Source organism: Massilia varians, assembly GCF_027923905.1.
Classification (GTDB): domain Bacteria; phylum Pseudomonadota; class Gammaproteobacteria; order Burkholderiales; family Burkholderiaceae_D; genus Telluria; species Telluria varians_B.
In genome coordinates, this window is record NZ_AP026966.1 from 4,020,149 (window position 1) to 4,039,372 (window position 19,224).

Genomic DNA, 19,224 nt, shown 5'->3' on the forward strand with positions numbered 1-19,224 from the left:
CGTTTGCTTCCTTACTTCACAGGCATCCAGATGTTCCACGGCGAGTGCATCCAGATCGCGACCACGACCAGCCAGAACAGGGTCAGCGGGATGAACACTTTCCAGCCCAGGCGCATGATCTGGTCATAGCGGTAGCGCGGGAAGGTGCCGCGGACCCAAATCATGGTCGATACCAGCATGAACATCTTCAGGAACAGCCAGAAGAAGCCGCCGATCGCGCCGAATTCCAGGAAGCCGAACGGTGCCGACCAGCCGCCCAGGAACAGGATCGATGCCAGGGTGGCGATCAGGATCATGTTGGCGTATTCGGCCAGCATGAACATCGCGTAGGACATGCCCGAGTACTCGACCATGTGGCCGGCGACAATCTCCGACTCCCCTTCCACCACGTCGAACGGGTGGCGGTTGCATTCGGCCAGGCCGGACACGAAATAGATCACGAACAGCGGCAGCAGCGGCAGCCAGTTCCACGACAGGAAGTTCAGGCCCATGTCGGCGAAGGTGCCGATCTGCTGGCTGGTGACGATGTCGGTCATGTTCAGGCTGCCGGTGACCATCAGCACCACGACCAGCACGAAACCGATCGGGATTTCGTAGGAGATCATCTGGGCCGAGGCGCGCATCGCACCCAGGAACGAGTACTTCGAGTTCGAAGCCCAGCCGGCGATGATGACGCCGTAGACTTCCATCGAGGTGATCGCCATCAGGAACAGCAGGCCGGCGTTGACGTTGGCCAGCGCGGCTTGCGGGCCGAACGGGACCACCGCCCAGGCGGCCAGCGCCGGCATGATGGTCATGATCGGACCGATCACGAACAGGCTGCGGTTGGCCTTGGCCGGGATGACGATTTCCTTGAGCAGCAGCTTGACCGCGTCGGCGATCGGCTGCAGCAGGCCGCCCGGACCCACGCGGTTCGGGCCGACGCGGATCTGGATCCAGCCGATCAGCTTGCGCTCCCACAGGGTCAGGTAGGCCACCAGACCCATCAGCGGCAGCAGCACCACGAGGATCTTCATGACGGTCCAGGCCAGCGGCCAGACCGGGCCGAGCAGGTCAGCCCCGCCGGCGTTCAGCGTATCGATAAAACCGGGCGTTGCCATTATTTGCCCTCTCCTGCTTTTTCAACATTGATCGAACCAAACATCGCGCCCAGGGTGGCGACGGCCGGGTGGCCGGCGGCCACGCGCACCGCGTTCGACGGCAGGCGTGCATCCACGTTGGCCACCAAGGTGGCGCTGCCCGAACCCTGCGACACACGGACCAGGTCGCCGGCCTTGACGCCGATCTGCTCGGCCACGGCCTTGGACAGGGTCACCAGCGGCGCATTCGCGTCGGCGGTGCGCTGCAGCGGCTCCGAACGGCGCGCCAGCGCGTCGGTGAAGTAAATGCCGACGTCGGCGACGCGCTCGATCTGGCCGGCCGGGGAATACTGGCCCGCGCTCGGCGCCAGCCTGGCGACGTTGTTCAGCTTGGACGACAGGTCGGTGACGCCCTTGCCGATCGCTTCTTCGCGGATCGATTCCGAGGTCTCGTAGTCGAAGCCCGACAGGCCCAGCAGGTTGCCGAGCACGCGCAGCACTTTCCAGGCCGGGCGGGTTTCGCCGAGCGGCTTGACGGTGCCGTTGAAGCTCTGTGCGCGGCCTTCGCAGTTCACGAAGGTGCCGGCGGTCTCGCTAAACGGCGAGATCGGCAGCAGCACGTCGGCGAAGTCCATGCCGTGCTTGAAAGCCGACATGGCGACGACCATCTCGGCGCCGTCCAGTGCGGCGCGCGCCTGCTGCGGATTGGCCGCATCCAGTTCCGGTTCCGCGTTCAGCAGCACGTAGGCTTTCTTCGGCGATGCGAACACGGCTTCGCCCTTGCCCGTGGCGCCGACGATGTGGCCGCCGACGGTGTTGGCGGCGTCGACCAGGTAGCCGAAGGCGCAGCCGGTCTGCTCGGCGATCCATTGCGCCGCGGCGTGGATCTTCGAGGCTTGCGGATGGTAGGCGGCAGCGTTACCCAGCAGGACGGCGCCCGGGGTGTCGACGCCGACCAGGGTCGCGGCGATGGCCTTGCCGCCTTCGCTCGGTTCAACGTTGCCGAAGCCAGCCGGGGCTGCGATGTCCTTGGCCAAGGCCACGGCGACCACGACTTCCGACAGCGCGGCCAGCCAGTCGCTCGGTGCGGCGACCATCTTGTTCGCCACCGGCATCAGGAGTTCGTCGTCGCTCGCGCCCAGCAGGGACAGCTTGGCGCCGCCCTTGGTGGCGGTGCGCAGGCGGGTCGCCACCAGCGGGTGATCCTTGCGCAGGTTGGAACCGATGACGAAGGCGCGCTTCAGTTGCGAGAAGTTCGCGATCGGCATGCCCAGCCACGGGGTGACCTGGCCGTCCAGGGCGAAGTCGCTCTGGCGCAGGCGGAACTCGATGTTGTCCGAGCCGAGGCCGCGGGTCATCTTGTTCAGCAGGTACAGTTCTTCCAGCGTCGAGTGCGGGGTCGCGACAGCGGCGATGCTGTCTGCGCCATGCTCGTGGCGGATGTTACGCAGGCCGTGGGCCACGTATTCCAGCGCGGTCTGCCAGTCGGCCTCAATCCATACGCCACCCTGCTTGATCATCGGCTGGGTCAGGCGGTCGGCATTGTCCAGCGCCTCGTACGAGAAGCGGTCCTTGTCCGACAGCCAGCATTCGTTGATGGCTTCGTTTTCCAGCGGCAGCACGCGCATGACCTTGCCGCCCTTGACCTGGACGATCAGGTTCGAGCCGAGCGAGTCGTGCGGCGCGATCGACTTGCGGCGCTGCAGTTCCCACGGACGCGCCGAGTAGCGGAACGGCTTGCTGGTGAGCGCGCCGACCGGGCACAGGTCGATCATGTTGCCCGACACTTCCGAGTCCACGGTCTTGCCGACAAACGTGGTGATCTCCGAGTGCTCGCCGCGGCCGACCATGCCGAATTCCATCACGCCGGCCACTTCCTGGCCGAAGCGCACGCAACGGGTGCACTGGATGCAGCGCGCCATCTCTTCCATCGAGATCAGCGGGCCGGCTTCCTTCGGTGCCACCACTCGCTTTTCTTCGTCGTAGCGCGACTGGCTCTTGCCGTAGCCGACGGCCAGATCCTGCAGCTGGCATTCGCCGCCCTGGTCGCAGATCGGGCAATCCAGCGGGTGGTTAATGAGCAGGAACTCCATCACCGACTTCTGTGCCTGCACGGCCTTGTCGCTGTGGGTGCGCACGATCATGCCCGGCGAAACCGGCGTGGCGCAGGCCGGCAGCGGCTTCGGTGCCTTCTCGACTTCGACCAGGCACATGCGGCAGTTCGCTGCGATCGACAATTTCTTGTGATAGCAGAAGTGCGGGATGTAGGTCCCGAGTTTGTTTGCGGCGTCCATCACCATGGAACCTGGTGCGACTTCGACTTTTTTGCCGTCTAATTCAATTTCAACCATTTGATCGTTACCTGACCTGGTTTAAAGGTATGCGGGCACGAGGCAGTGCTTGTGCTCGATGTGATATTCGAATTCCTCGCGGAAGTTCTTGATCATCGCTTCCACCGGCATCGCGGCGGCGTCGCCCAGCGCGCAGATGGTGCGGCCCTTGATGTTGCCCGCGATGTTGTTCAGCAGGTCCATGTCTTCCGGACGGCCCTTGCCGTTCTCGATGCGGTGGACCATGCGGTACATCCAGCCGGTGCCTTCACGGCACGGGGTGCACTGGCCGCAGGATTCTTCATAGTAGAAGTACGACAGGCGCAGCAGCGACTTGACCATGCAGCGGGTCTCGTCCATGACGATCACGGCGCCCGAACCCAGCATCGAACCGGCCTTGGCGATCGAATCGTAGTCGAGGTCGGTATCCATCATGACCTCGCCGCGGATCACCGGCGCCGACGAACCGCCCGGGATGACGGCCTTGATCTTCTTGCCGCCGCGCATGCCGCCGGCCAGCTCCATCAGCTTGGCGAACGGGGTGCCCAGCGGGACTTCGTAATTGCCCGGACGCTCGACGTCGCCCGAGATCGAGAAGATCTTGGTGCCGCCGTTGTTCGGCTTGCCGAGCGCCATGTAGTTTTCCGGGCCGATGTTCAGCAGGAACGGGACGGCCGCGAAGGTCTCGGTGTTGTTGATGGTGGTCGGCTTGCCGTACAGGCCGAACGAGGCCGGGAACGGCGGCTTGAAGCGCGGCTGGCCCTTCTTGCCTTCGAGCGACTCGAGCAGCGCGGTTTCTTCGCCGCAGATGTAGGCGCCGTAGCCGTGGTGGGCATGCAGCTGGAACGAGAAGTTCGAACCCATGATGTTATCGCCCAGGAAGCCGGCGGCGCGCGCCTCTTCCAGCGCCTCTTCGAAGCGCAGGTATTCCTGGAAGATCTCGCCGTGGATGTAGTTGTAGCCCACGGTGATGCCCATCGCGTAGGCGCCGATGGCCATGCCTTCGATCAGCGCGTGCGGGTTGTAGCGGATGATGTCGCGGTCCTTGAAGGTACCCGGCTCGCCTTCGTCGGTATTGCAGACGAGGTATTTCTGGCCCGGGTACTGGCGCGGCATGAAGCTCCACTTCAGGCCGGTCGGGAAACCGGCGCCGCCGCGGCCGCGCAGGCCCGAGGCCTTCAGGTCGGCGATGATCTGTTCCGGCGCGACACCGCCTTCCAGGATCTTGCGCAGCGCCGAATAGCCGCCACGCTTGACGTAGTCGGCCAGGCGCCAGTTATCGCCGTTCAGGTCCTTGAGGATCAGCGGATTGATGTGACGATCGTGCAGGCTGCTCATTTCTTCAGTTCCTCTACCAGGGCGTCGATTTTCTGGTCGTTCATGAACGAGCACATGCGGTGGTTATTCACCAGCATCACCGGCGCGTCGCCGCAGGCGCCCATGCACTCGCCTTCGACCAGGGTGAACTGGCCGTCCGCGGTGGTTTCGCGGTAGTCGATGCCCAGCTTGTCCTTCAGGTACTGGCCGGCGCGCTCGCCGCCCGACAGGGCGCACGGCAGGTTGGTGCAGACCGTGATCTTGGCCTTGCCAACCGGCTTCAGGTTGTACATGTTGTAGAAGGTCGCCACTTCCTGCACGGCGATGGCCGGCATGCCGATGTAGTCGGCGACTTCCTGCATGGTTTCCGGCGACAGCCAGCCCAGTTCGACCTGGGCGTGGGCCAGCGAGGCCATCACGGCCGACTGGCGTTGATCGGCTGGGTACTTGGCCAGCTCGCGATCAATTTTCTTGTAGGTTTCCTGCGATAACATAATTCTTTCCTGCCCTCTTAGCGGTCGATACTGCCGAACACGATGTCCTGGGTGCCGATGATCGCGACCGCGTCGGCGATCATGTGACCGCGCGACATTTCGTCGAGGCTCTGCAGGTGGACGTAGTCCGGGGTGCGGATCTTCAGGCGGTACGGCTTGTTGGCGCCGTCCGAGACGATGTAGATGCCGAACTCGCCCTTCGGGTGCTCGACCGCCGCGTAGGCCTCGCCTTCCGGCACGTGGAAGCCTTCGGTGAACAGCTTGAAGTGGTGGATCAGCGATTCCATGTTGGACTTCATGTCCATGCGGTTCGGCGGCGCGATCTTGTGGTTGTCGATCATCACCGGACCCTGGTTCACGCGCAGCCAGGCGATGCACTGCTTGATGATGCGGTTCGACTGGCGCATTTCTTCCACGCGCACCAGGTAGCGGTCGTAGGAGTCGCCGTTGGTGCCGACCGGGATGTCGAACTCGACCTTGTCATAGGCCGCGTAGGGCTGGGTCTTGCGCAGGTCCCAGGCCACGCCCGAGCCGCGCAGCATGGCGCCGGAGAAGCCCATCGCTTTCGCGTCTTCCGGCGACACCACGCCGATGCCGACGGTACGCTGCTTCCAGATACGGTTATCGGTCAGCAGGGTTTCGTATTCGTCGACGTAGCCGTCGAAACGCTTCGTGAACGCATCGATGAAGTCCAGCACCGAACCCTGGCGGTCGCGATTCAGTTCGTCGATCGCCTTCTTCGAGCGGATCGGCGACTCGCGGTGCTGCGGCATGCGGTCCGGCAGGTCGCGGTACACGCCGCCCGGGCGGTAGTAGGCCGCGTGCATGCGCGCGCCCGACACCGCCTCGTAGACGTCGAACAGGTCTTCGCGGTCACGGAAGGCGTACAGGAAGGGACCCATGGCGCCGATGTCGAGCGCGTGCGCGCCCAGCCACATCAGGTGGTTCAGGATACGGGTGATCTCGTCGAACATCGTGCGGATGTACTGCGCGCGGATCGGGGCTTCGATGCCCAGCAGCTTTTCGATCGCCAGCACGTAGCCGTGCTCGTTGCACATCATCGACACGTAGTCCAGGCGGTCCATGTACGGGACCGACTGCAGGTAGGTGCGGGTCTCGGCCAGCTTCTCGGTGCCGCGGTGCAGCAGGCCGATGTGCGGGTCGGCGCGCTGGATCACTTCGCCGTCCAGTTCCAGCACAAGGCGCAGCACGCCGTGCGCTGCCGGGTGCTGCGGACCAAAGTTCAGGGTGTAATTCTTAAGCTCAGCCATTATTTCGATGTCCCGTAGGTTTCTTCGCGGATCACGCGCGGGATGTTCTCGCGCGGTTCGATCGTCACCGGTTGGTAGATCACGCGTTTCTGTTCAGGGTCGTAGCGCATCTCGACATAGCCCGTGATCGGGAAGTCCTTGCGGAACGGGTGGCCGATGAAGCCGTAGTCGGTCAGGATGCGGCGCAGGTCGCCGTGACCGTCGAACAGGATGCCGAACAGGTCGAAGGCTTCGCGCTCGAACCAGTTGGCGGCGCGCCAGATCGGCGTGATCGATTCGACCATCGGCATGTCGTCGTCCACGCAGAAGGTGCGCACGCGCACGCGCCAGTTGTGCTGGAGCGAGAGCAGGTGCACGACCACCGCGAAGCGCGGACCGTCCCAGGTGCCTTCACCATATTGGGAGTAGTCGACGCCGCACAGGTCGATCATTTCTTCGAAGGCGAGTGCGGGGTCGTCGCGCAGCGCCTGCATCGTCTTGATGTAGTCGGCGGCCTTGACCACCACAGTCACTTCGCCCAGCGCCTGCTTGATGGCGGCGCCCTCGCCCAGTGCGTTTTTCAGGGCGAGTTCAAGGGTTTCGAGTTTCGTCGTCATGGTGTTTCGCTGTTCTTAGCGCGCGATGGTGTTGGTGCGCTTGATCTTGTTCTGCAGCTGCAGGATGCCGTACAGCAGGGCTTCCGCGGTCGGCGGGCAACCCGGCACGTACACGTCGACCGGCACGATACGGTCGCAGCCGCGCACCACCGAGTACGAGTAGTGGTAGTAGCCGCCGCCGTTGGCGCAGGACCCCATCGAGATCACCCAGCGCGGTTCGGCCATCTGGTCGTACACCTTGCGCAGGGCGGGAGCCATCTTGTTGCACAGCGTGCCGGCGACGATCATCACGTCGGACTGGCGCGGCGACGGGCGGAACACAATGCCAAAACGGTCGAGATCGTAGCGGGCAGCGCCCACATGCATCATCTCGACCGCGCAGCATGCCAGGCCAAACGTCATCGGGAACATCGATCCCGTGCGTGCCCAGTTGATCAGCTTATCGGCTGTGGTGGTAATGAAACCTTCGTTTAATACGCCTTCAATTGCCATGGCTTATTCCCAATCAAGGGCACCTTTCTTCCAGATGTACCAGAAGCCCACGACGAATTCGGCGATGAACACCATCATCGTGATGAAACCGGTCCAGCCCAGTTCGCGCATCGAGACGCCCCATGGGAAGAAGAATGCCGTTTCCAGATCAAACAAAATAAACAGGATCGCCACCAGGTAGTAGCGAACGTCGAACTTCATGCGCGCATCTTCGAAGGCTTCGAAGCCGCATTCATACGGGGACAGCTTGGCGGCGTCCGGGCGGTGCGGACCCAGGATACGGCCGAGCACCTGCGGAGCGACACCGACGCCGATGCCAATCAGGATAAAGAGAAGAACGGGGAGATAATTTTCGAGGTTCACGTGAAGCCTATTTGAACGATCGGTTAATGAAACACTGCAGGGCTGCAGCGCCGAGTCGCGCGAACCTGGCCGGAGGAGAACTCCGTTGAATGCCACCAGGACCGTACAACTGATCCTCGTGAAAAAGCCAGCTCAGGCAGGAGAGCGATCGCTCATGCGCCCTTGCTGGCTCTTTCGTATATTGGTGCCGACGGCGAGACTCGAACTCGCACAGCTTGCGCCACTACCCCCTCAAGATAGCGTGTCTACCAATTTCACCACGTCGGCTGGAGACCAGTATTTTACCCTGCTTTAGCACTACTTTTCAATGCACAAATTGCGCTATCACAAGGAAATTACGCAATTACTCAACATTTCTTTTGATGCCAGCCATCTTTACTGCAGGGTTGGCAGCTTAAAGGGCTGCCCATCCTTCACAACCATGCACCCTGCCCGATGGCGAGGCGCATTCTACTCCTAATCTGGAACGGGCGTGCGGCCCGGGCCAGGAATTACTTGGTCGGTGCCGGTGCAGGTGCGGCGGGCGCAGCTGCGGCTGGAGCGGCCGGCGCCGGAGCGGCTTCGCCCGGCGCGGCAGGCACGGCAACGCCCGGGGTCTGCGGGATGTCGTTGGCCGGAACGGCGGTGGTCGCGCCGGCGTTCGGGCCCGCGCCCGGGACGTCGGTCGGAATGCCAGTGGCTGGCGCCTGCGAGGACGGCACGGTGACGCGCTCCATCACGCCGCCATCGGTGCCGGCGGCGGTACGGCCATTGCTGTGCCAGGCCAGCGCCAGGGTCGATGCAAAGAACACCGCGGCCGCGACGGCGGTCGACTTCGACAGGAAGTTCGACGAGCCCGAGGCGCCGAACAGGCTGCCCGAGGCGCCCGAACCGAAGGCCGCGCCCATGTCGGCGCCCTTGCCGTGCTGGACCAGCACCAGGCCGATGATGGCCAGGGCAGAAATAACCTGCACAACAATAATCAGATTGAACACGGTGTTCATTACAATTCCATTTCCAAGTTAAACGACGTCGATTGACTGCTATGAATGCTCTATCTCTAAAGCTTGATTACTTTTGAAACTGTGAATCTCTCAATTCGCTGAGCGAATGATGCCGAGGAAGTCCGCCGCTTTCAGCGCCGCACCGCCGATCAGGCCGCCGTCAATATCCGGCTGCGCCATCAGGTCCGCCGCATTATCCGGCTTCATGCTGCCGCCGTACAGCACCAGCGTGCGCTGCGCGGCATCGGCGTTGCATCCGCGCAGTTTCTGGCGCAGGCCGGCGTGAACTTCCTGGGCCATTTCCGGAGTTGCGGTCTTGCCGGTGCCGATCGCCCACACCGGCTCGTAGGCCAGCACGATCTTGTCGACGGCGTCAACGCCCACCGCTTCCAGCACGGCTTCCAGCTGGGCATTGACCACTTCCATGGTCTGCCCCGCTTCGCGCTGCTCCAGGGTTTCGCCGATGCAGACGATCGGGGTCAGACCGGCCTCGAGCGCGGCCTTGGCCTTCCTGGCAACCAGTTCGTTGGTCTCGCCGTGGTAGGCGCGGCGCTCCGAGTGGCCGACGATCACGTAGCGGCTGCCGAAATCCTGCAGCATCGACATGCACACTTCGCCGGTATAGGCGCCCACCGGATGGCAGGACACGTCCTGCGCACCCCAGGCGACCGGGGAACCCTTGAGAATTTCTTCGCACTGGAACAGGTAGGGCGCCGGCACGCACACCGCCACCTGGGCCCGGGCATCGCCCAGACCTTCGAGGATGCCGTGCAGGAGCGCGGCATTGGCAGCACGGCTGCCGTTCATTTTCCAGTTACCTACGACGAGCTTGGGACGCATAGAACCCCATCTTTTAATTTAACCCGCTATTCTAGCGGTCGAATATGTGGCGGTCAAACAATGGCTGAGCCATTCTGCGAGCGCCACTTCCCTTTTTGATTCAATCTCTTAGACCACTTCCAATACGATTTTGCCCACGTGCGTGCTCGACTCCATCAGCGCGTGTGCCTCGGCTGCCTGGGCCAGCGGGAAGCTCCGGTAAATGACCGGCTTGAGTTTGCCCTGCTCGAACAGCGGCCAGACCCGCTCGCGCAGGCTGCGCGCGATCGCGGCCTTGAACGCGACCGGGCGCGGGCGCAGCGTCGAGCCGGTGATGCAGAGGCGGCGGCGCAGCACCTGGCCCAGGTCGATCTCGGCTTTCGCGCCGCCCAGCAGCGCGATCAGGGCGATGCGGCCATCGTCGGCCAGGCAATCGATCTCGCGCGGGATGTAGTCGCCGGCCACCATGTCCAGGATCACGTCGACGCCCTTCCCGCCGGTCAGCTCCTTCACGACCTGCGCGAAATCCTCGCTGCGGTAATTGATGCCGCGTTCGGCGCCGAGCTGCTCGCAGGCGCGGCACTTCTCATCGGACCCCGCGGTGGCGAACACGCGGTGCCCCAGCGCCGTGGCGAGCTGGATCGCGGTGACGCCGATGCCCGAGGTGCCGCCCTGCACCAGCAGCGATTCACCCGGCGCCAGGCGGGCGCGGTCGAACACATTTGACCAAACGGTAAAAAAAGTCTCGGGCAGCGAGGCCGCGGCCAAGAGGCTCAGGCCTTGCGGCACCGGCAGGCACTGTTCAAGCGGAGCGGTGCAGTATTCGGCATAGCCGCCGCCCTGGACCAGCGCGCACACCAGGTCGCCCTTGGCAAAGCCGGCGGCCGCGTAGTCGCCGTCGACGATCTCGCCGGCCACTTCCAGGCCCGGCAGATCGGAGGCGCCGGGCGGCACCGGGTATTTGCCGAGCCGCTGCAGCACGTCGGGGCGGTTGATGCCGGCCGCGTGCACCTTGATCAACACCTCGCCGGCCTTGGGCACCGGCACAGGACGCTCGCACAGCTGCAGGACGTCCGGCTTGCCGGGCTGCGTGATTTCGATGGCGCGCATGGGAACTCCCGTGTTAAAAAAACCACAATTGTAAGGGAGCCGGGGAAAACCTGCGCGCCCCGCGTCGCATCAACCCGTCCAGCGCGTGCTGCGCCTACCGCAGAATTCCACGTGCGGCATGCAGTAGCCACGATCCTGGCGGACGAACGTGCGGCCATCGCGGGACTGCAGGCGCAGGGTCGCCCGGAAGTCGGCGCCGAACTTGTGGTCGTTAGGGTAGCTGGGAATGTTAGGCATGGGCACCAGTCCGAACTCGAGGAGCATGCTCGCTGCCGCCAGCGCATCCGGCGCGATGCCATGCCTGCCAAGCGCCTCGCGCAGGTTCAGTGCCCAGCTGCGCGCCATACTGCTGCATGCAGGAAAATCCGGCCGTGCGCGGCCATGGAGCACATCGATCTCGACCCGGTTGCCGCAGGCGCGCGCTTGCGTGTACAGCACGCCGAGCGCCCAATAACCGTCGATGTCGTTGTAGCGGGTGAGAAACTTGGAGAGGAGACCTGCGGTGATGTGATTGAATTTGCGTCTGGCAATCATGTCCATGCCTCATCGATCGCCGGATGCCTGGCATCACGCGGCAAATCGATCAAGATGGATGGGCCAGGGGGTCAGACTACCACAATCGCAGCTTCACGAGCGCATCTGGCGCTGCGGCGCCTGCATGACGCTGACACCCACCAGGGTATCGCGCCGCAGGCGCACGCGCGTATGCGGGGTGCGGATCCCGGCCGCCATGCCCCAGGCCGCGGCCCAGCGCAGCGCCCGGTCCGTTTCCGGTCCGAAGGGCCGCGCTGCCGCGGCCCGGTTCAGCGCGGCCGACATGCGCTGCATTGCGTAAAGCTTTTTCATCGAAACGATCTTTGCCATGGAGCCAAGATACGGTCTCGCGCCGGGACTGACCGTGCCTTACCTAACTCAGTGCGGCTGCCGCTTCGCGCGGGACGAACAGCGGGCTCAGGCCGGCGTCGACAGCCTGCAGCGCCTGCAGGGCCATCGCATAGGCGCCCTCGTAGGATTTTGCGGCGGCAATGAAGCGGCCGTTGTGGCAGAACTTCGCATCCGGCACGCCGGTCACCGCGGCCAGGTCGGCGTCGCGCAGGCCGGCCCAGCTTTCCGGCAGGTCGGCGCGCGCATCGAAGGTGTCGGTCGTGGCGGGCACGGTGTGCAGCATGTAGCGGTCTTCCGACAGGCTGTGGCTGAGCACGAAGAGCACCTTCGGCATTTCCTTGCGCACCACCGAGCTCCAGGGCAAGGCCGCATTCTTCAGGAACAGCAGCCGGCCGTTCTCCAGCACCTGCGCCTGGCGCACCTGGGCCAGCGCCAGGATGGCGCCGACGCGGTACTTGACCGAATTGACGATCACCTCGGTCAGAAAGTCCATCGCCTTGCGGAACTGGGCCAGGCGGTAGGCGTCGGCCTGCTCGCCGTAGCCCAGGCGCTGCTCGTCCATCCAGTTCGGATTGAAGCCCGACACCACCGCCGACATGCCGTAGCCGCCCGGCGCGTTCTTGGCCGCGCCGACGTCCGACAGGTCGAGGTACTGGACGATGTCGGCATCGATGGCATAGGCCATCTGCTGGGCCGTGTCCTCGTCGAGCTGGTGGCCGGTGTGCATGGCTGCCAGGTGGGCGACGCAGCGCGCGCCGTAATCGCGCCATACCAGGCCGGCGCTGGCGTAGGGCACGCCGCTGGGGCGCGCGCCGTCGAAGCCCTTCTGGTGGTGGTCGAAGCGGCCCGCGGCCGGATCCCAGATGCCGCCGACGTCGACCACGAAATCGGCGGCCTCGATGATGGCGCTCTCGCGTGTCCTGACGATCTCGGCGTCAGGGAAGAGGATGTGCAGGACGGCCACCGCCCATGCGTCGTCCGCATGGAACTTGCCGTTGTGGGTCACGATGACCATTGTCGCTCCAAAACTTAAAAATCAGGAGCGCATCATACGCGCTTCACCCCGCTTCGGGCGCGAGCCGTTGCGGATGGCTGTACAGGACGTGGCGTCCGCCCCGCACAAAGCCGGCTAGGGTCAGCCCTGCCCGCTCGGCCACCTGCACCGCCAGCGCGGTCGGCGCCGAGACCGCGGCCAGCAGCGGAAAGCCCGCGCGCGCGGCCTTCTGCACCATCTCGAAGCTGGCGCGGCTGGTCACCACCGCGAAGCCGTCCGTCGTATCCGCCTTGCCGCGCGCCAGTGCGCCGACCAGCTTGTCGAGGGCGTTGTGGCGGCCGATGTCTTCGCGCACGCACAGCAGTTCGCCATCGCGGCCGGCCCAGCCGGCCGCGTGCACGGCACCGGTCGCGTGGTGCAGGTCCTGGCGCGCCGCCATCGCCGCCATCGCCCGGTGCAGGGCTGCGGGCGCGAAGCCTGCCTGGGCGCCCTCCCCCAGCTCGGCGAAGGCATCCTCGCCGAAGCGCTCCAGGCTCTCCACGCCGCACAGGCCGCAGCCGGTTTTTCCGGTGCGCGCGCGGCGCGTCTCCTTCAGGCGCATCATGGCGCCGGCGGCGATGCGCATCTCGATGGCGATGCCGTGCCCAGCCTGTTCGACGTCGATGTCGTGGATGTCGCGCGCGTCGCGCACGATCCGTTCGCCCAGCGAAAAGCCGAGCGCGAAATCTTCCAGGTCCTGCGGGGACGCCAGCATCACCGCATGGCTGATGCCGTTATAAACGAGCGCGACCGGCACCTCGTCCGCCACCAGCTCGGCCGCGCCGGCCAGTTCTCCGTCGCGCCAGCGCTGCACCGGCAGGCGGCGCGCGCCCTGCGGCGCGAAGAAGCCTTCCCCCGCGTTCACGACGGCCTCCCGCCGCGCTCGAGGATCACGTCGATCGCCTTGGCCGCCGGCACCTTGCTTTCCTTGGCGTGGTGCCACAGCGGGATCAGGGGATTGAGCTCGGGGAAGTAGCCCGCGATGCAGCCTTCGGGCACGTCATAGGGCACCACCGCCAGGCCGCCGACGCGGCGCTCGACCCCGTCCTCGGCCGCGCAGCGCAGCGTTACCAGCTCGCCCTGCGTGAGCGCATGCCGGGCCATGTCGGCGCGCGCCATGAAGATCACCATGCGGCTGCCGTAGACGCCGCGGAAGCGGTCGTCATGACTGTAGATGGTGGTGTTGAACTGGCCGTCGCTACGCACCGTGAACAGGCGCAGCGTGCTCGAACCGCCCTTCAGGTCCGGATTACCCTGGAGCGCCTCGGGCACCGTGAAATTGGCCTTGCCGCTCTCGGTCTTCCAGACCCGGTGCGCGGCGCCCAGGGGTTTGCGAATGCCGCCCGGGGTCCACATGCGCGCATTGAAGTCGTGGAAGATCTCGGGATAGGTCTCGGCGATCGCATCGCGGATGGTCGCATAATCGGCCACCCAGCGGTCCCAGTCGACCCGCGGGTTGGGCGCGAGCGTAGCCTTGGCGATGCCGGCCACGATGGCCGGTTCCGACAGCAGCGACGGCGCCACCGGTTCGGCCATCCCGCGCGAGCCGTGCATGCAGGCGGTCGAATCCTCAATGGTCACGTCCTGGGCGCCGCCGGCCTGGCGGTCGATCTCGATCCGTCCCAGGCAGGGCAGGATGTAGGATGCCTTGCCATGGACCAGGTGGTTGCGATTGAGCTTGGTCGAGACCTGCACCGTCAGCGGAATGGCGCGCCACGCGGCCTCCATCAGCTGGCGCTCGGGCACCGCGCGCACGAAGTTTCCGCCCAGGCCGATGAAGGCCTGCACACGTCCGGCCAGGATGCCTTCGCAGGCCTCGACCGTGTTCATGCCGGGTTCGCGCGGCGGCGCGAAGCCGTACTGTTGTTCCAGCTTGTCGAGCGGCGCCAGCTCGGGCTTTTCGGTGATGCCGACCGTGCGCTGGCCCTGCACGTTGGAGTGGCCGCGCACCGGGCACACGCCGGCGCCGGGCTTGCCGATGTTCCCGCGCAGGAGCAGCAGGTTGACGATCATCTCCACGTTCTGCACGCCGTTGCGGTGCTGCGTCACGCCCATGCCGTAGACAGCCATCACGGCGCTGGCGCTGCAGTACACCTGGGCCGCGCTTTCGAGGGCGGCGCGGCGCAGGCCCGATTCGCGTTCGATGTCGCCCCAGGCGCAGGCGCGCACCGCCGCCTCGAAGTGTTTCAGGCCATCGGTGTGTTCCTGCAGGAAGGCGGTATCGAGCAGCCGCTGGCTGCCCGCCGCGCGGGTGGCGTCGTCGAAGGCGAAGATGGCCTTGCACAGGCCCATGATGGCGGCGGTGTCGCCGCCGGGCTTGACCTGGTGGTACTGGGTGCTGATGGCCGTCTCGGCCCCGGTGAGCATCTCGGTGGGCGATTGCGGATTGGTGAAGCTGACCAGTCCGCGCTCGCGCAGCGGGTTGAAGGTGATGATCGGCACGCCGCGCCGGCGCGCCTGCTGCAGCTGGTGCAGCATGCGCGGGCTGTTCACGCCCACGTTCTGGCCGAAGAAGAAGATGCAGTCGGTGTGCTCGAAGTCCTCCAGCGTCACGGTGCCGACCGGCACGCCGATGGTCTTTTGCAGCCCGACCGAGGTGCTTTCATGGCACATGTTGGAGCTGTCCGGCAGGTTGTTGTTGCCGTACATGCGCGCCAGCAAGCCGTACATGTAGGAGGTCTCGAGCGAGGCCCGGCCCGAGCTGTAGAACACCACCCCCTTGCGGTCCATGGCACGCAGCAGCGCGCCGATCTCGGCAAACGCGCTGTCCCAGCCGATCTCGCGGTACTTGTCGGTCTGCGGGTCGTAGCGCAGCGGCACGGTCAGGCGGCCCTGGTCTTCCAGACGGTGGTCGTCCCAGGCCTCGAGTTCGGTGACCGTATGGCGTTCGAAGAAGTCGGCCCCAATGGCCTTGCTGGTGGTTTCCCAGGCCGTGGCCTTGGCCCCGCTCTCGCAGAACTCGAAGGGATGCGGATTGGCCGGCTTGGCCCAGGCGCAGCTCACGCAGGCAAAGCCGTCCGGCTTGTTCTGCTTCAGCAGCAGCGGACTGTCCTTCAACGGCACGCGCTGGTGCAGCAGGATGGTGGAGACTTCCTGCACCGAACCCCAGCCGCCCGCCGGCATCGTCGGGTTCTCGATCCTCAGCTCACTCGAATGCTTGCTCATGGCCGCTCCTCGTCCGTGGAAGCATCAAGCTAAACCTGTTGCCCGGCACATTCGGTGCGCCTGCGAACAGTAGGGGCGGCAGGACGGGTCAATCTCCGGTCAACATTTACCCGACAAGCACAGAAGATTCTTGCAGGAATATCAATCGTTTGCCGCTTCGATCCTGCGCAAAGGGCGCGATTGTTGCCTTCTTGTTCACGGTCCCGGGACTGGCTACATTGGCAGACGAGCTCATGCATTTCGCATGGCCGTTATTCAAGGAGCCGATCATGAAACGCTTCCTTCCCCTCCTCCTCGACGCCGCGCGGCGTCTCAAGGACGGTGTTGCCTTCTCCACCACGGGCATGCATCCGCCGCGCCGGCGCCTGCTGCTGGGCAGCGCCATGCTGGCCGCGGCGATCGCCCTGCCGCAACCGGCCACCGCCCAGTCCTGGACCATGGAACATTGGGCCGGCACCTGGGGCGCGGCCCCAAGCGGTCCGCCGCCGGACGCCAGCCTGCAGACCTTCACCGACCAGACCCTGCGCCTGATCGTCCACACCAGCACCGGCGGCAACCGCGTGCGCATCCGGCTGTCCAACGAGCTCGGTTCGACGCCGCTGACGATCGGCGCCGCCCGCATCGGCCTGCGCGCGAGCGGTTCGGACGTCGCCGCCGGTACCGACCGCCTTCTCACCTTTGGCGGGCGCAGCTTCGTCACCATCCCGCCGGGCGCGCCGGCGCTGTCCGATCCGGTCGAGCTGAACGTGCCGCCGCTGTCCGACCTGGCGGTGAGCCTGTACCTGCCCGGCACGGTACAGGCGAGCACCGTGCACCAGCTGGCCCTGCAGACCAATTACGTGTCCCTGCCCGGCAACTTCACGGCCGCCGCGACCCTGCCGGTGCAGCGCACCATCCAGATCTGGCCGTTCCTCACCGAGGTCGATGTCGACACCAGCGGCCCCACCATCGTCACGCTGGGCGACTCGATCACCGACGGCACCCGCAGCACGCCCGACACCAATAACCGCTGGCCCGACTGGCTGGCGCGCCGGCTGCAGACCGAGCGCGACCCGGTCCTCGGCATCAACGCCCGTTTCGGCGTGGTCAACCGCGGCATCAGCGGCAACCGCCTGCTGAGCAATTCACCGAACACGCTGTCCGGCCGCAGCGCCCAGGAACGCTTCGACCGCGACGTGCTGGCCACCGCCGGGGTGCGCTACCTGGTGGTCCTGATCGGCATCAATGATATCGGCAACAGCTCGCCCACCAGCCCGGTCACGGCCGAGGACCTGATCGCCGCCTACCGCCAGCTGATTCATCGCGCGCATGCCAAGGGCATCAGCGTGATCGGCGCCACCCTCACGCCTTTCGAAGGCGCGGCCTACTATTCGCCGGAGAAGGAAGTCGTGCGGCAGGCGGTGAACAACTGGATCCGCAACAACGACGAGTTCGACGCCGTGATCGACTTCGACCGCGTCACGCGCGACCCGGCCCGGCCGACCCGCTTCCTGCCTGCCTTCGACAGCGGCGACCACCTGCATCCGAACGACCTGGGCTACCAGGCGATGGGCAATGCGGTGCCCTTGAGCCTGTTCCGCAATGCGGCGAAGGCTCCTGCAAGCACGCAGGCGAAATGATGGTCGTAGGGTGGACGGGTCTCCCGTCCGCGCGTTCAAACTTGGTTAGACTAGATGCACGGCTATTCTTGAGCTGGTTGAACGCGCGGACGGCGAAGCCGTCCACCCGAAACCGACACGCCAACAAAAGAAACCGCCGGTCGCGGCCGGCGGTGTTGTTCAGGAATTGCTCCCCGTGCGCGAACTCGTCGGCAAGGGCCGGCCCGGCCGCCAGGTGCGCGACATCGCCTGGGCTTCCTCGATCTGCTCCTGCGTCATCTGGCGCGAGATGGCCGCGCGCTGCTCGACCGCATTGTGGTTGCCGCCGGCGGCCGCCAGGTTCCACAGCATATAGGCCAGCACTTTGTCCTGCGGCATGCCCGCCTGGTGGTAGCGGTACATCAGCCCGAGCGCATGCTGGGCCTCGGCATGGCCCTGCTCGGCCGCCTTGCGGAACCAGCCCACCGCATGGCGCTGGTCCTGCGGCACGGCATTGCCGGTGTAGTACATGGCGCCGACCACGTACTGGGCGTCGGCCTTGCCCTGCTGGGCCGCCTTGTAGTGCCAGGCAAAAGCCTGCTTGTAGTCGCGCGCGACGCCGCGGCCCATGTAATACATCAGGCCCAGCAAATGCTGGGCGTCCGCATGGCCGGCCTTGGCGAGCGGGACGATCTCTTTCAGTGCTACCGCGTAGTTGCGCGCGTTATACGCGCTGGCCCCTTCCGCGAAGCCCGCATGCGCACTGGCCTGCAGGCCCAGCACGAATGCGATCGCTATCAATAGTTTTTTCATGTCTCGACCATGGAATCAGGGTTTCTGCGTACCCTTGGTCCTCGTGATGGACTCAGTGTTGGTTCGTTCGTTGTTCTTGTTCTGGTCCTGCTTATTTCCAGTTGACCTTGCCAAGGCCGTCGACGCTCACCTTGCGGTTCTGCGGCTTGCCGTGCACCGTCACCGAACCAAGGCCCGACAGCGTCAGGTTGGCGCTGTCCTTGGCGGTCACGGTCGCGTTGCCCAGGCCGGACAGCTCCAGGGTCACGTTCTCGGCCGAGAACGCCTGGGCGTCCAGGCCGCCCAGGCCGCCCAGCTCCGCCTTGAGCCTGCGGCTGCGGCCCGACAGGGTCACGTAGCCGGCGCCGCTGAGGTTCAGCTCGACGCTCTCGCTGTTAATGCCATGCACTTTCATGCTGCCGACACCGCCCAGGTTGGCGCTCAGCGCCTTGTAGTTACATGATACATTCATTGAGCCGGCCCCATCGAGGTTGAGCTCGAGTTCGTCACCCGAGAAACCGGTGATCGCGGTGCCTCCCACGCTCTCGGAGCTGACTTCACGCAAGTTCGGCAGGGTCAGCTCGGCATGCAGGCCCATGCTGCGGCCCAGGTTGATGCTGATGCCCTTGGTCTCGGTGCCGATGCTGATGGTGTCGCCGCTTTGCAGCGTGGTGGTCTTGCCGAGCAGGCGCGGGTCGCCGGTCAGCACCAGGAGCGGCGTGCTGCCCTGGCGGATCTTGAGGTCCACCACCCCGTCGACCTTGACGCGCACCACGCGCGCATCGACCTGGCGCGTCTCGGTGACCACATCCGGCGCCGCCTTCGCCATGCCCATGCAGGTCAACAGCCAGGTGCACAGTGCAGCGGCGGCGAAGCCGGCCTTGGAAAGCTGATTCATACCATTCTCCGAATACATGT

19 protein-coding genes and 1 tRNA gene are annotated in these 19,224 nt (G+C 65.2%); 1 reads left to right on the forward strand and 19 read right to left on the reverse strand.

Translation table 11 applies throughout. The features are described 5' to 3' along the window. Nucleotides 1-11: 11 nt before the first annotated feature. From nuoH to MasN3_RS18190, 17 genes are all read right to left on the reverse strand, one after another. Nucleotides 12-1,100 carry an NADH-quinone oxidoreductase subunit NuoH gene (gene nuoH, locus MasN3_RS18110; protein ID WP_281909055.1) on the reverse strand — a complete coding sequence of 363 codons (1,089 nt, stop codon included), beginning with the start codon at nt 1,098-1,100 and terminating at the stop codon, nt 12-14. Then, the gene (gene nuoG / locus MasN3_RS18115) at nt 1,100-3,430 is read right to left on the reverse strand and encodes an NADH-quinone oxidoreductase subunit NuoG (protein WP_281909056.1); all 2,331 of its coding nucleotides are present in this window, start codon (nt 3,428-3,430) and stop codon (nt 1,100-1,102) included. Before nuoG ends, nuoH begins: the two co-directional genes overlap by 1 nt. A 21-nt stretch (nt 3,431-3,451) precedes the next feature. Next, nucleotides 3,452-4,747: an NADH-quinone oxidoreductase subunit NuoF gene (nuoF, locus tag MasN3_RS18120; protein ID WP_281909058.1), complete on the reverse strand. Its 1,296-nt coding sequence runs from the start codon at nt 4,745-4,747 to the stop codon at nt 3,452-3,454. Continuing rightward, the gene (gene nuoE / locus MasN3_RS18125) at nt 4,744-5,220 is read right to left on the reverse strand and encodes an NADH-quinone oxidoreductase subunit NuoE (protein WP_281909060.1); all 477 of its coding nucleotides are present in this window, start codon (nt 5,218-5,220) and stop codon (nt 4,744-4,746) included. Before nuoE ends, nuoF begins: the two co-directional genes overlap by 4 nt. Nucleotides 5,221-5,237: 17 nt before the next feature. Continuing rightward, the gene (locus MasN3_RS18130; protein WP_281909061.1) at nt 5,238-6,491 is read right to left on the reverse strand and encodes an NADH-quinone oxidoreductase subunit D; all 1,254 of its coding nucleotides are present in this window, start codon (nt 6,489-6,491) and stop codon (nt 5,238-5,240) included. Continuing rightward, nucleotides 6,491-7,087: an NADH-quinone oxidoreductase subunit C gene (locus tag MasN3_RS18135; RefSeq protein WP_281909063.1), complete on the reverse strand. Its 597-nt coding sequence runs from the start codon at nt 7,085-7,087 to the stop codon at nt 6,491-6,493. Before MasN3_RS18135 ends, MasN3_RS18130 begins: the two co-directional genes overlap by 1 nt. A 15-nt stretch (nt 7,088-7,102) precedes the next feature. Continuing rightward, complete coding sequence (locus tag MasN3_RS18140) at nt 7,103-7,579, reverse strand: NuoB/complex I 20 kDa subunit family protein (RefSeq protein ID WP_036249088.1); 477 nt, start codon at nt 7,577-7,579, stop codon at nt 7,103-7,105. Between the two features lie 3 nt (nt 7,580-7,582). After that, nucleotides 7,583-7,942 (reverse strand): NADH-quinone oxidoreductase subunit A, encoded by a 360-nt coding sequence (locus MasN3_RS18145; RefSeq protein WP_281909066.1) that lies wholly within the window; start codon nt 7,940-7,942, stop codon nt 7,583-7,585. A 182-nt stretch (nt 7,943-8,124) separates the two neighbouring features. Next, nucleotides 8,125-8,209: transfer RNA gene (locus tag MasN3_RS18150), tRNA-Leu, on the reverse strand. Between the two features lie 224 nt (nt 8,210-8,433). Continuing rightward, the gene (secG, locus tag MasN3_RS18155) at nt 8,434-8,925 is read right to left on the reverse strand and encodes a preprotein translocase subunit SecG (protein ID WP_281909067.1); all 492 of its coding nucleotides are present in this window, start codon (nt 8,923-8,925) and stop codon (nt 8,434-8,436) included. A 90-nt stretch (nt 8,926-9,015) separates the two neighbouring features. Next, nucleotides 9,016-9,765, reverse strand: coding sequence for a triose-phosphate isomerase (gene tpiA, locus MasN3_RS18160; protein ID WP_281909068.1), 750 nt, complete (start codon nt 9,763-9,765; stop codon nt 9,016-9,018). A 108-nt stretch (nt 9,766-9,873) separates the two neighbouring features. Beyond that, on the reverse strand, nt 9,874-10,854 hold the full coding sequence (locus MasN3_RS18165; protein WP_281909070.1) for an NAD(P)H-quinone oxidoreductase: 981 nt from the start codon (nt 10,852-10,854) through the stop codon (nt 9,874-9,876). Nucleotides 10,855-10,923: 69 nt separating this feature from the next. Beyond that, the gene (locus tag MasN3_RS18170) at nt 10,924-11,394 is read right to left on the reverse strand and encodes a hypothetical protein (RefSeq protein ID WP_281909072.1); all 471 of its coding nucleotides are present in this window, start codon (nt 11,392-11,394) and stop codon (nt 10,924-10,926) included. Between the two features lie 87 nt (nt 11,395-11,481). Continuing rightward, complete coding sequence (locus MasN3_RS18175; RefSeq protein ID WP_281909074.1) at nt 11,482-11,700, reverse strand: hypothetical protein; 219 nt, start codon at nt 11,698-11,700, stop codon at nt 11,482-11,484. Between the two features lie 61 nt (nt 11,701-11,761). Beyond that, on the reverse strand, nt 11,762-12,754 hold the full coding sequence (locus tag MasN3_RS18180; RefSeq protein ID WP_281909075.1) for an MYG1 family protein: 993 nt from the start codon (nt 12,752-12,754) through the stop codon (nt 11,762-11,764). A 43-nt stretch (nt 12,755-12,797) separates the two neighbouring features. Continuing rightward, a complete protein-coding gene (fdhD, locus tag MasN3_RS18185; RefSeq protein ID WP_281909077.1) occupies nt 12,798-13,637 on the reverse strand; it encodes a formate dehydrogenase accessory sulfurtransferase FdhD in 840 nt (279 codons plus the stop codon). Then, complete coding sequence (locus tag MasN3_RS18190; protein WP_281909079.1) at nt 13,634-15,937, reverse strand: FdhF/YdeP family oxidoreductase; 2,304 nt, start codon at nt 15,935-15,937, stop codon at nt 13,634-13,636. The genes fdhD and MasN3_RS18190 overlap by 4 nt, the downstream gene beginning before the upstream one ends. A gap of 269 nt (nt 15,938-16,206) precedes the next feature. Here MasN3_RS18190 and MasN3_RS18195 point away from each other — a divergent pair, with 269 nt between their 5' ends. Continuing rightward, nucleotides 16,207-17,556, forward strand: a complete 1,350-nt coding sequence (locus MasN3_RS18195; protein WP_281909080.1) for an SGNH/GDSL hydrolase family protein — start codon at nt 16,207-16,209, stop codon at nt 17,554-17,556. A gap of 159 nt (nt 17,557-17,715) precedes the next feature. On the opposite strand, the gene MasN3_RS18200 is transcribed toward MasN3_RS18195, so the two are convergent. After that, complete coding sequence (locus tag MasN3_RS18200) at nt 17,716-18,327, reverse strand: tetratricopeptide repeat protein (protein WP_281909082.1); 612 nt, start codon at nt 18,325-18,327, stop codon at nt 17,716-17,718. 91 nt (nt 18,328-18,418) lie between these two features. Then, nucleotides 18,419-19,204: a GIN domain-containing protein gene (locus tag MasN3_RS18205; RefSeq protein ID WP_281909083.1), complete on the reverse strand. Its 786-nt coding sequence runs from the start codon at nt 19,202-19,204 to the stop codon at nt 18,419-18,421. Nucleotides 19,205-19,224 lie beyond the last annotated feature (20 nt).

Coding starts and splice junctions, on each gene's coding strand:
- nuoH (WP_281909055.1), bottom strand. CDS start 1,100: ATGGCAACGCCCGGTTTTATCGATACGCTGAACGCCGGCGGGGCTGAC.
- nuoG (WP_281909056.1), bottom strand. CDS start 3,430: ATGGTTGAAATTGAATTAGACGGCAAAAAAGTCGAAGTCGCACCAGGT.
- nuoF (WP_281909058.1), bottom strand. CDS start 4,747: ATGAGCAGCCTGCACGATCGTCACATCAATCCGCTGATCCTCAAGGAC.
- nuoE (WP_281909060.1), bottom strand. CDS start 5,220: ATGTTATCGCAGGAAACCTACAAGAAAATTGATCGCGAGCTGGCCAAG.
- MasN3_RS18130 (WP_281909061.1), bottom strand. CDS start 6,491: ATGGCTGAGCTTAAGAATTACACCCTGAACTTTGGTCCGCAGCACCCG.
- MasN3_RS18135 (WP_281909063.1), bottom strand. CDS start 7,087: ATGACGACGAAACTCGAAACCCTTGAACTCGCCCTGAAAAACGCACTG.
- MasN3_RS18140 (WP_036249088.1), bottom strand. CDS start 7,579: ATGGCAATTGAAGGCGTATTAAACGAAGGTTTCATTACCACCACAGCC.
- secG (WP_281909067.1), bottom strand. CDS start 8,925: ATGAACACCGTGTTCAATCTGATTATTGTTGTGCAGGTTATTTCTGCC.
- tpiA (WP_281909068.1), bottom strand. CDS start 9,765: ATGCGTCCCAAGCTCGTCGTAGGTAACTGGAAAATGAACGGCAGCCGT.
- MasN3_RS18165 (WP_281909070.1), bottom strand. CDS start 10,854: ATGCGCGCCATCGAAATCACGCAGCCCGGCAAGCCGGACGTCCTGCAG.
- MasN3_RS18170 (WP_281909072.1), bottom strand. CDS start 11,394: ATGGACATGATTGCCAGACGCAAATTCAATCACATCACCGCAGGTCTC.
- MasN3_RS18175 (WP_281909074.1), bottom strand. CDS start 11,700: ATGAAAAAGCTTTACGCAATGCAGCGCATGTCGGCCGCGCTGAACCGG.
- MasN3_RS18180 (WP_281909075.1), bottom strand. CDS start 12,754: ATGGTCATCGTGACCCACAACGGCAAGTTCCATGCGGACGACGCATGG.
- MasN3_RS18190 (WP_281909079.1), bottom strand. CDS start 15,937: ATGAGCAAGCATTCGAGTGAGCTGAGGATCGAGAACCCGACGATGCCG.
- MasN3_RS18195 (WP_281909080.1), top strand. CDS start 16,207: ATGAAACGCTTCCTTCCCCTCCTCCTCGACGCCGCGCGGCGTCTCAAG.
- MasN3_RS18200 (WP_281909082.1), bottom strand. CDS start 18,327: ATGAAAAAACTATTGATAGCGATCGCATTCGTGCTGGGCCTGCAGGCC.
- MasN3_RS18205 (WP_281909083.1), bottom strand. CDS start 19,204: ATGAATCAGCTTTCCAAGGCCGGCTTCGCCGCCGCTGCACTGTGCACC.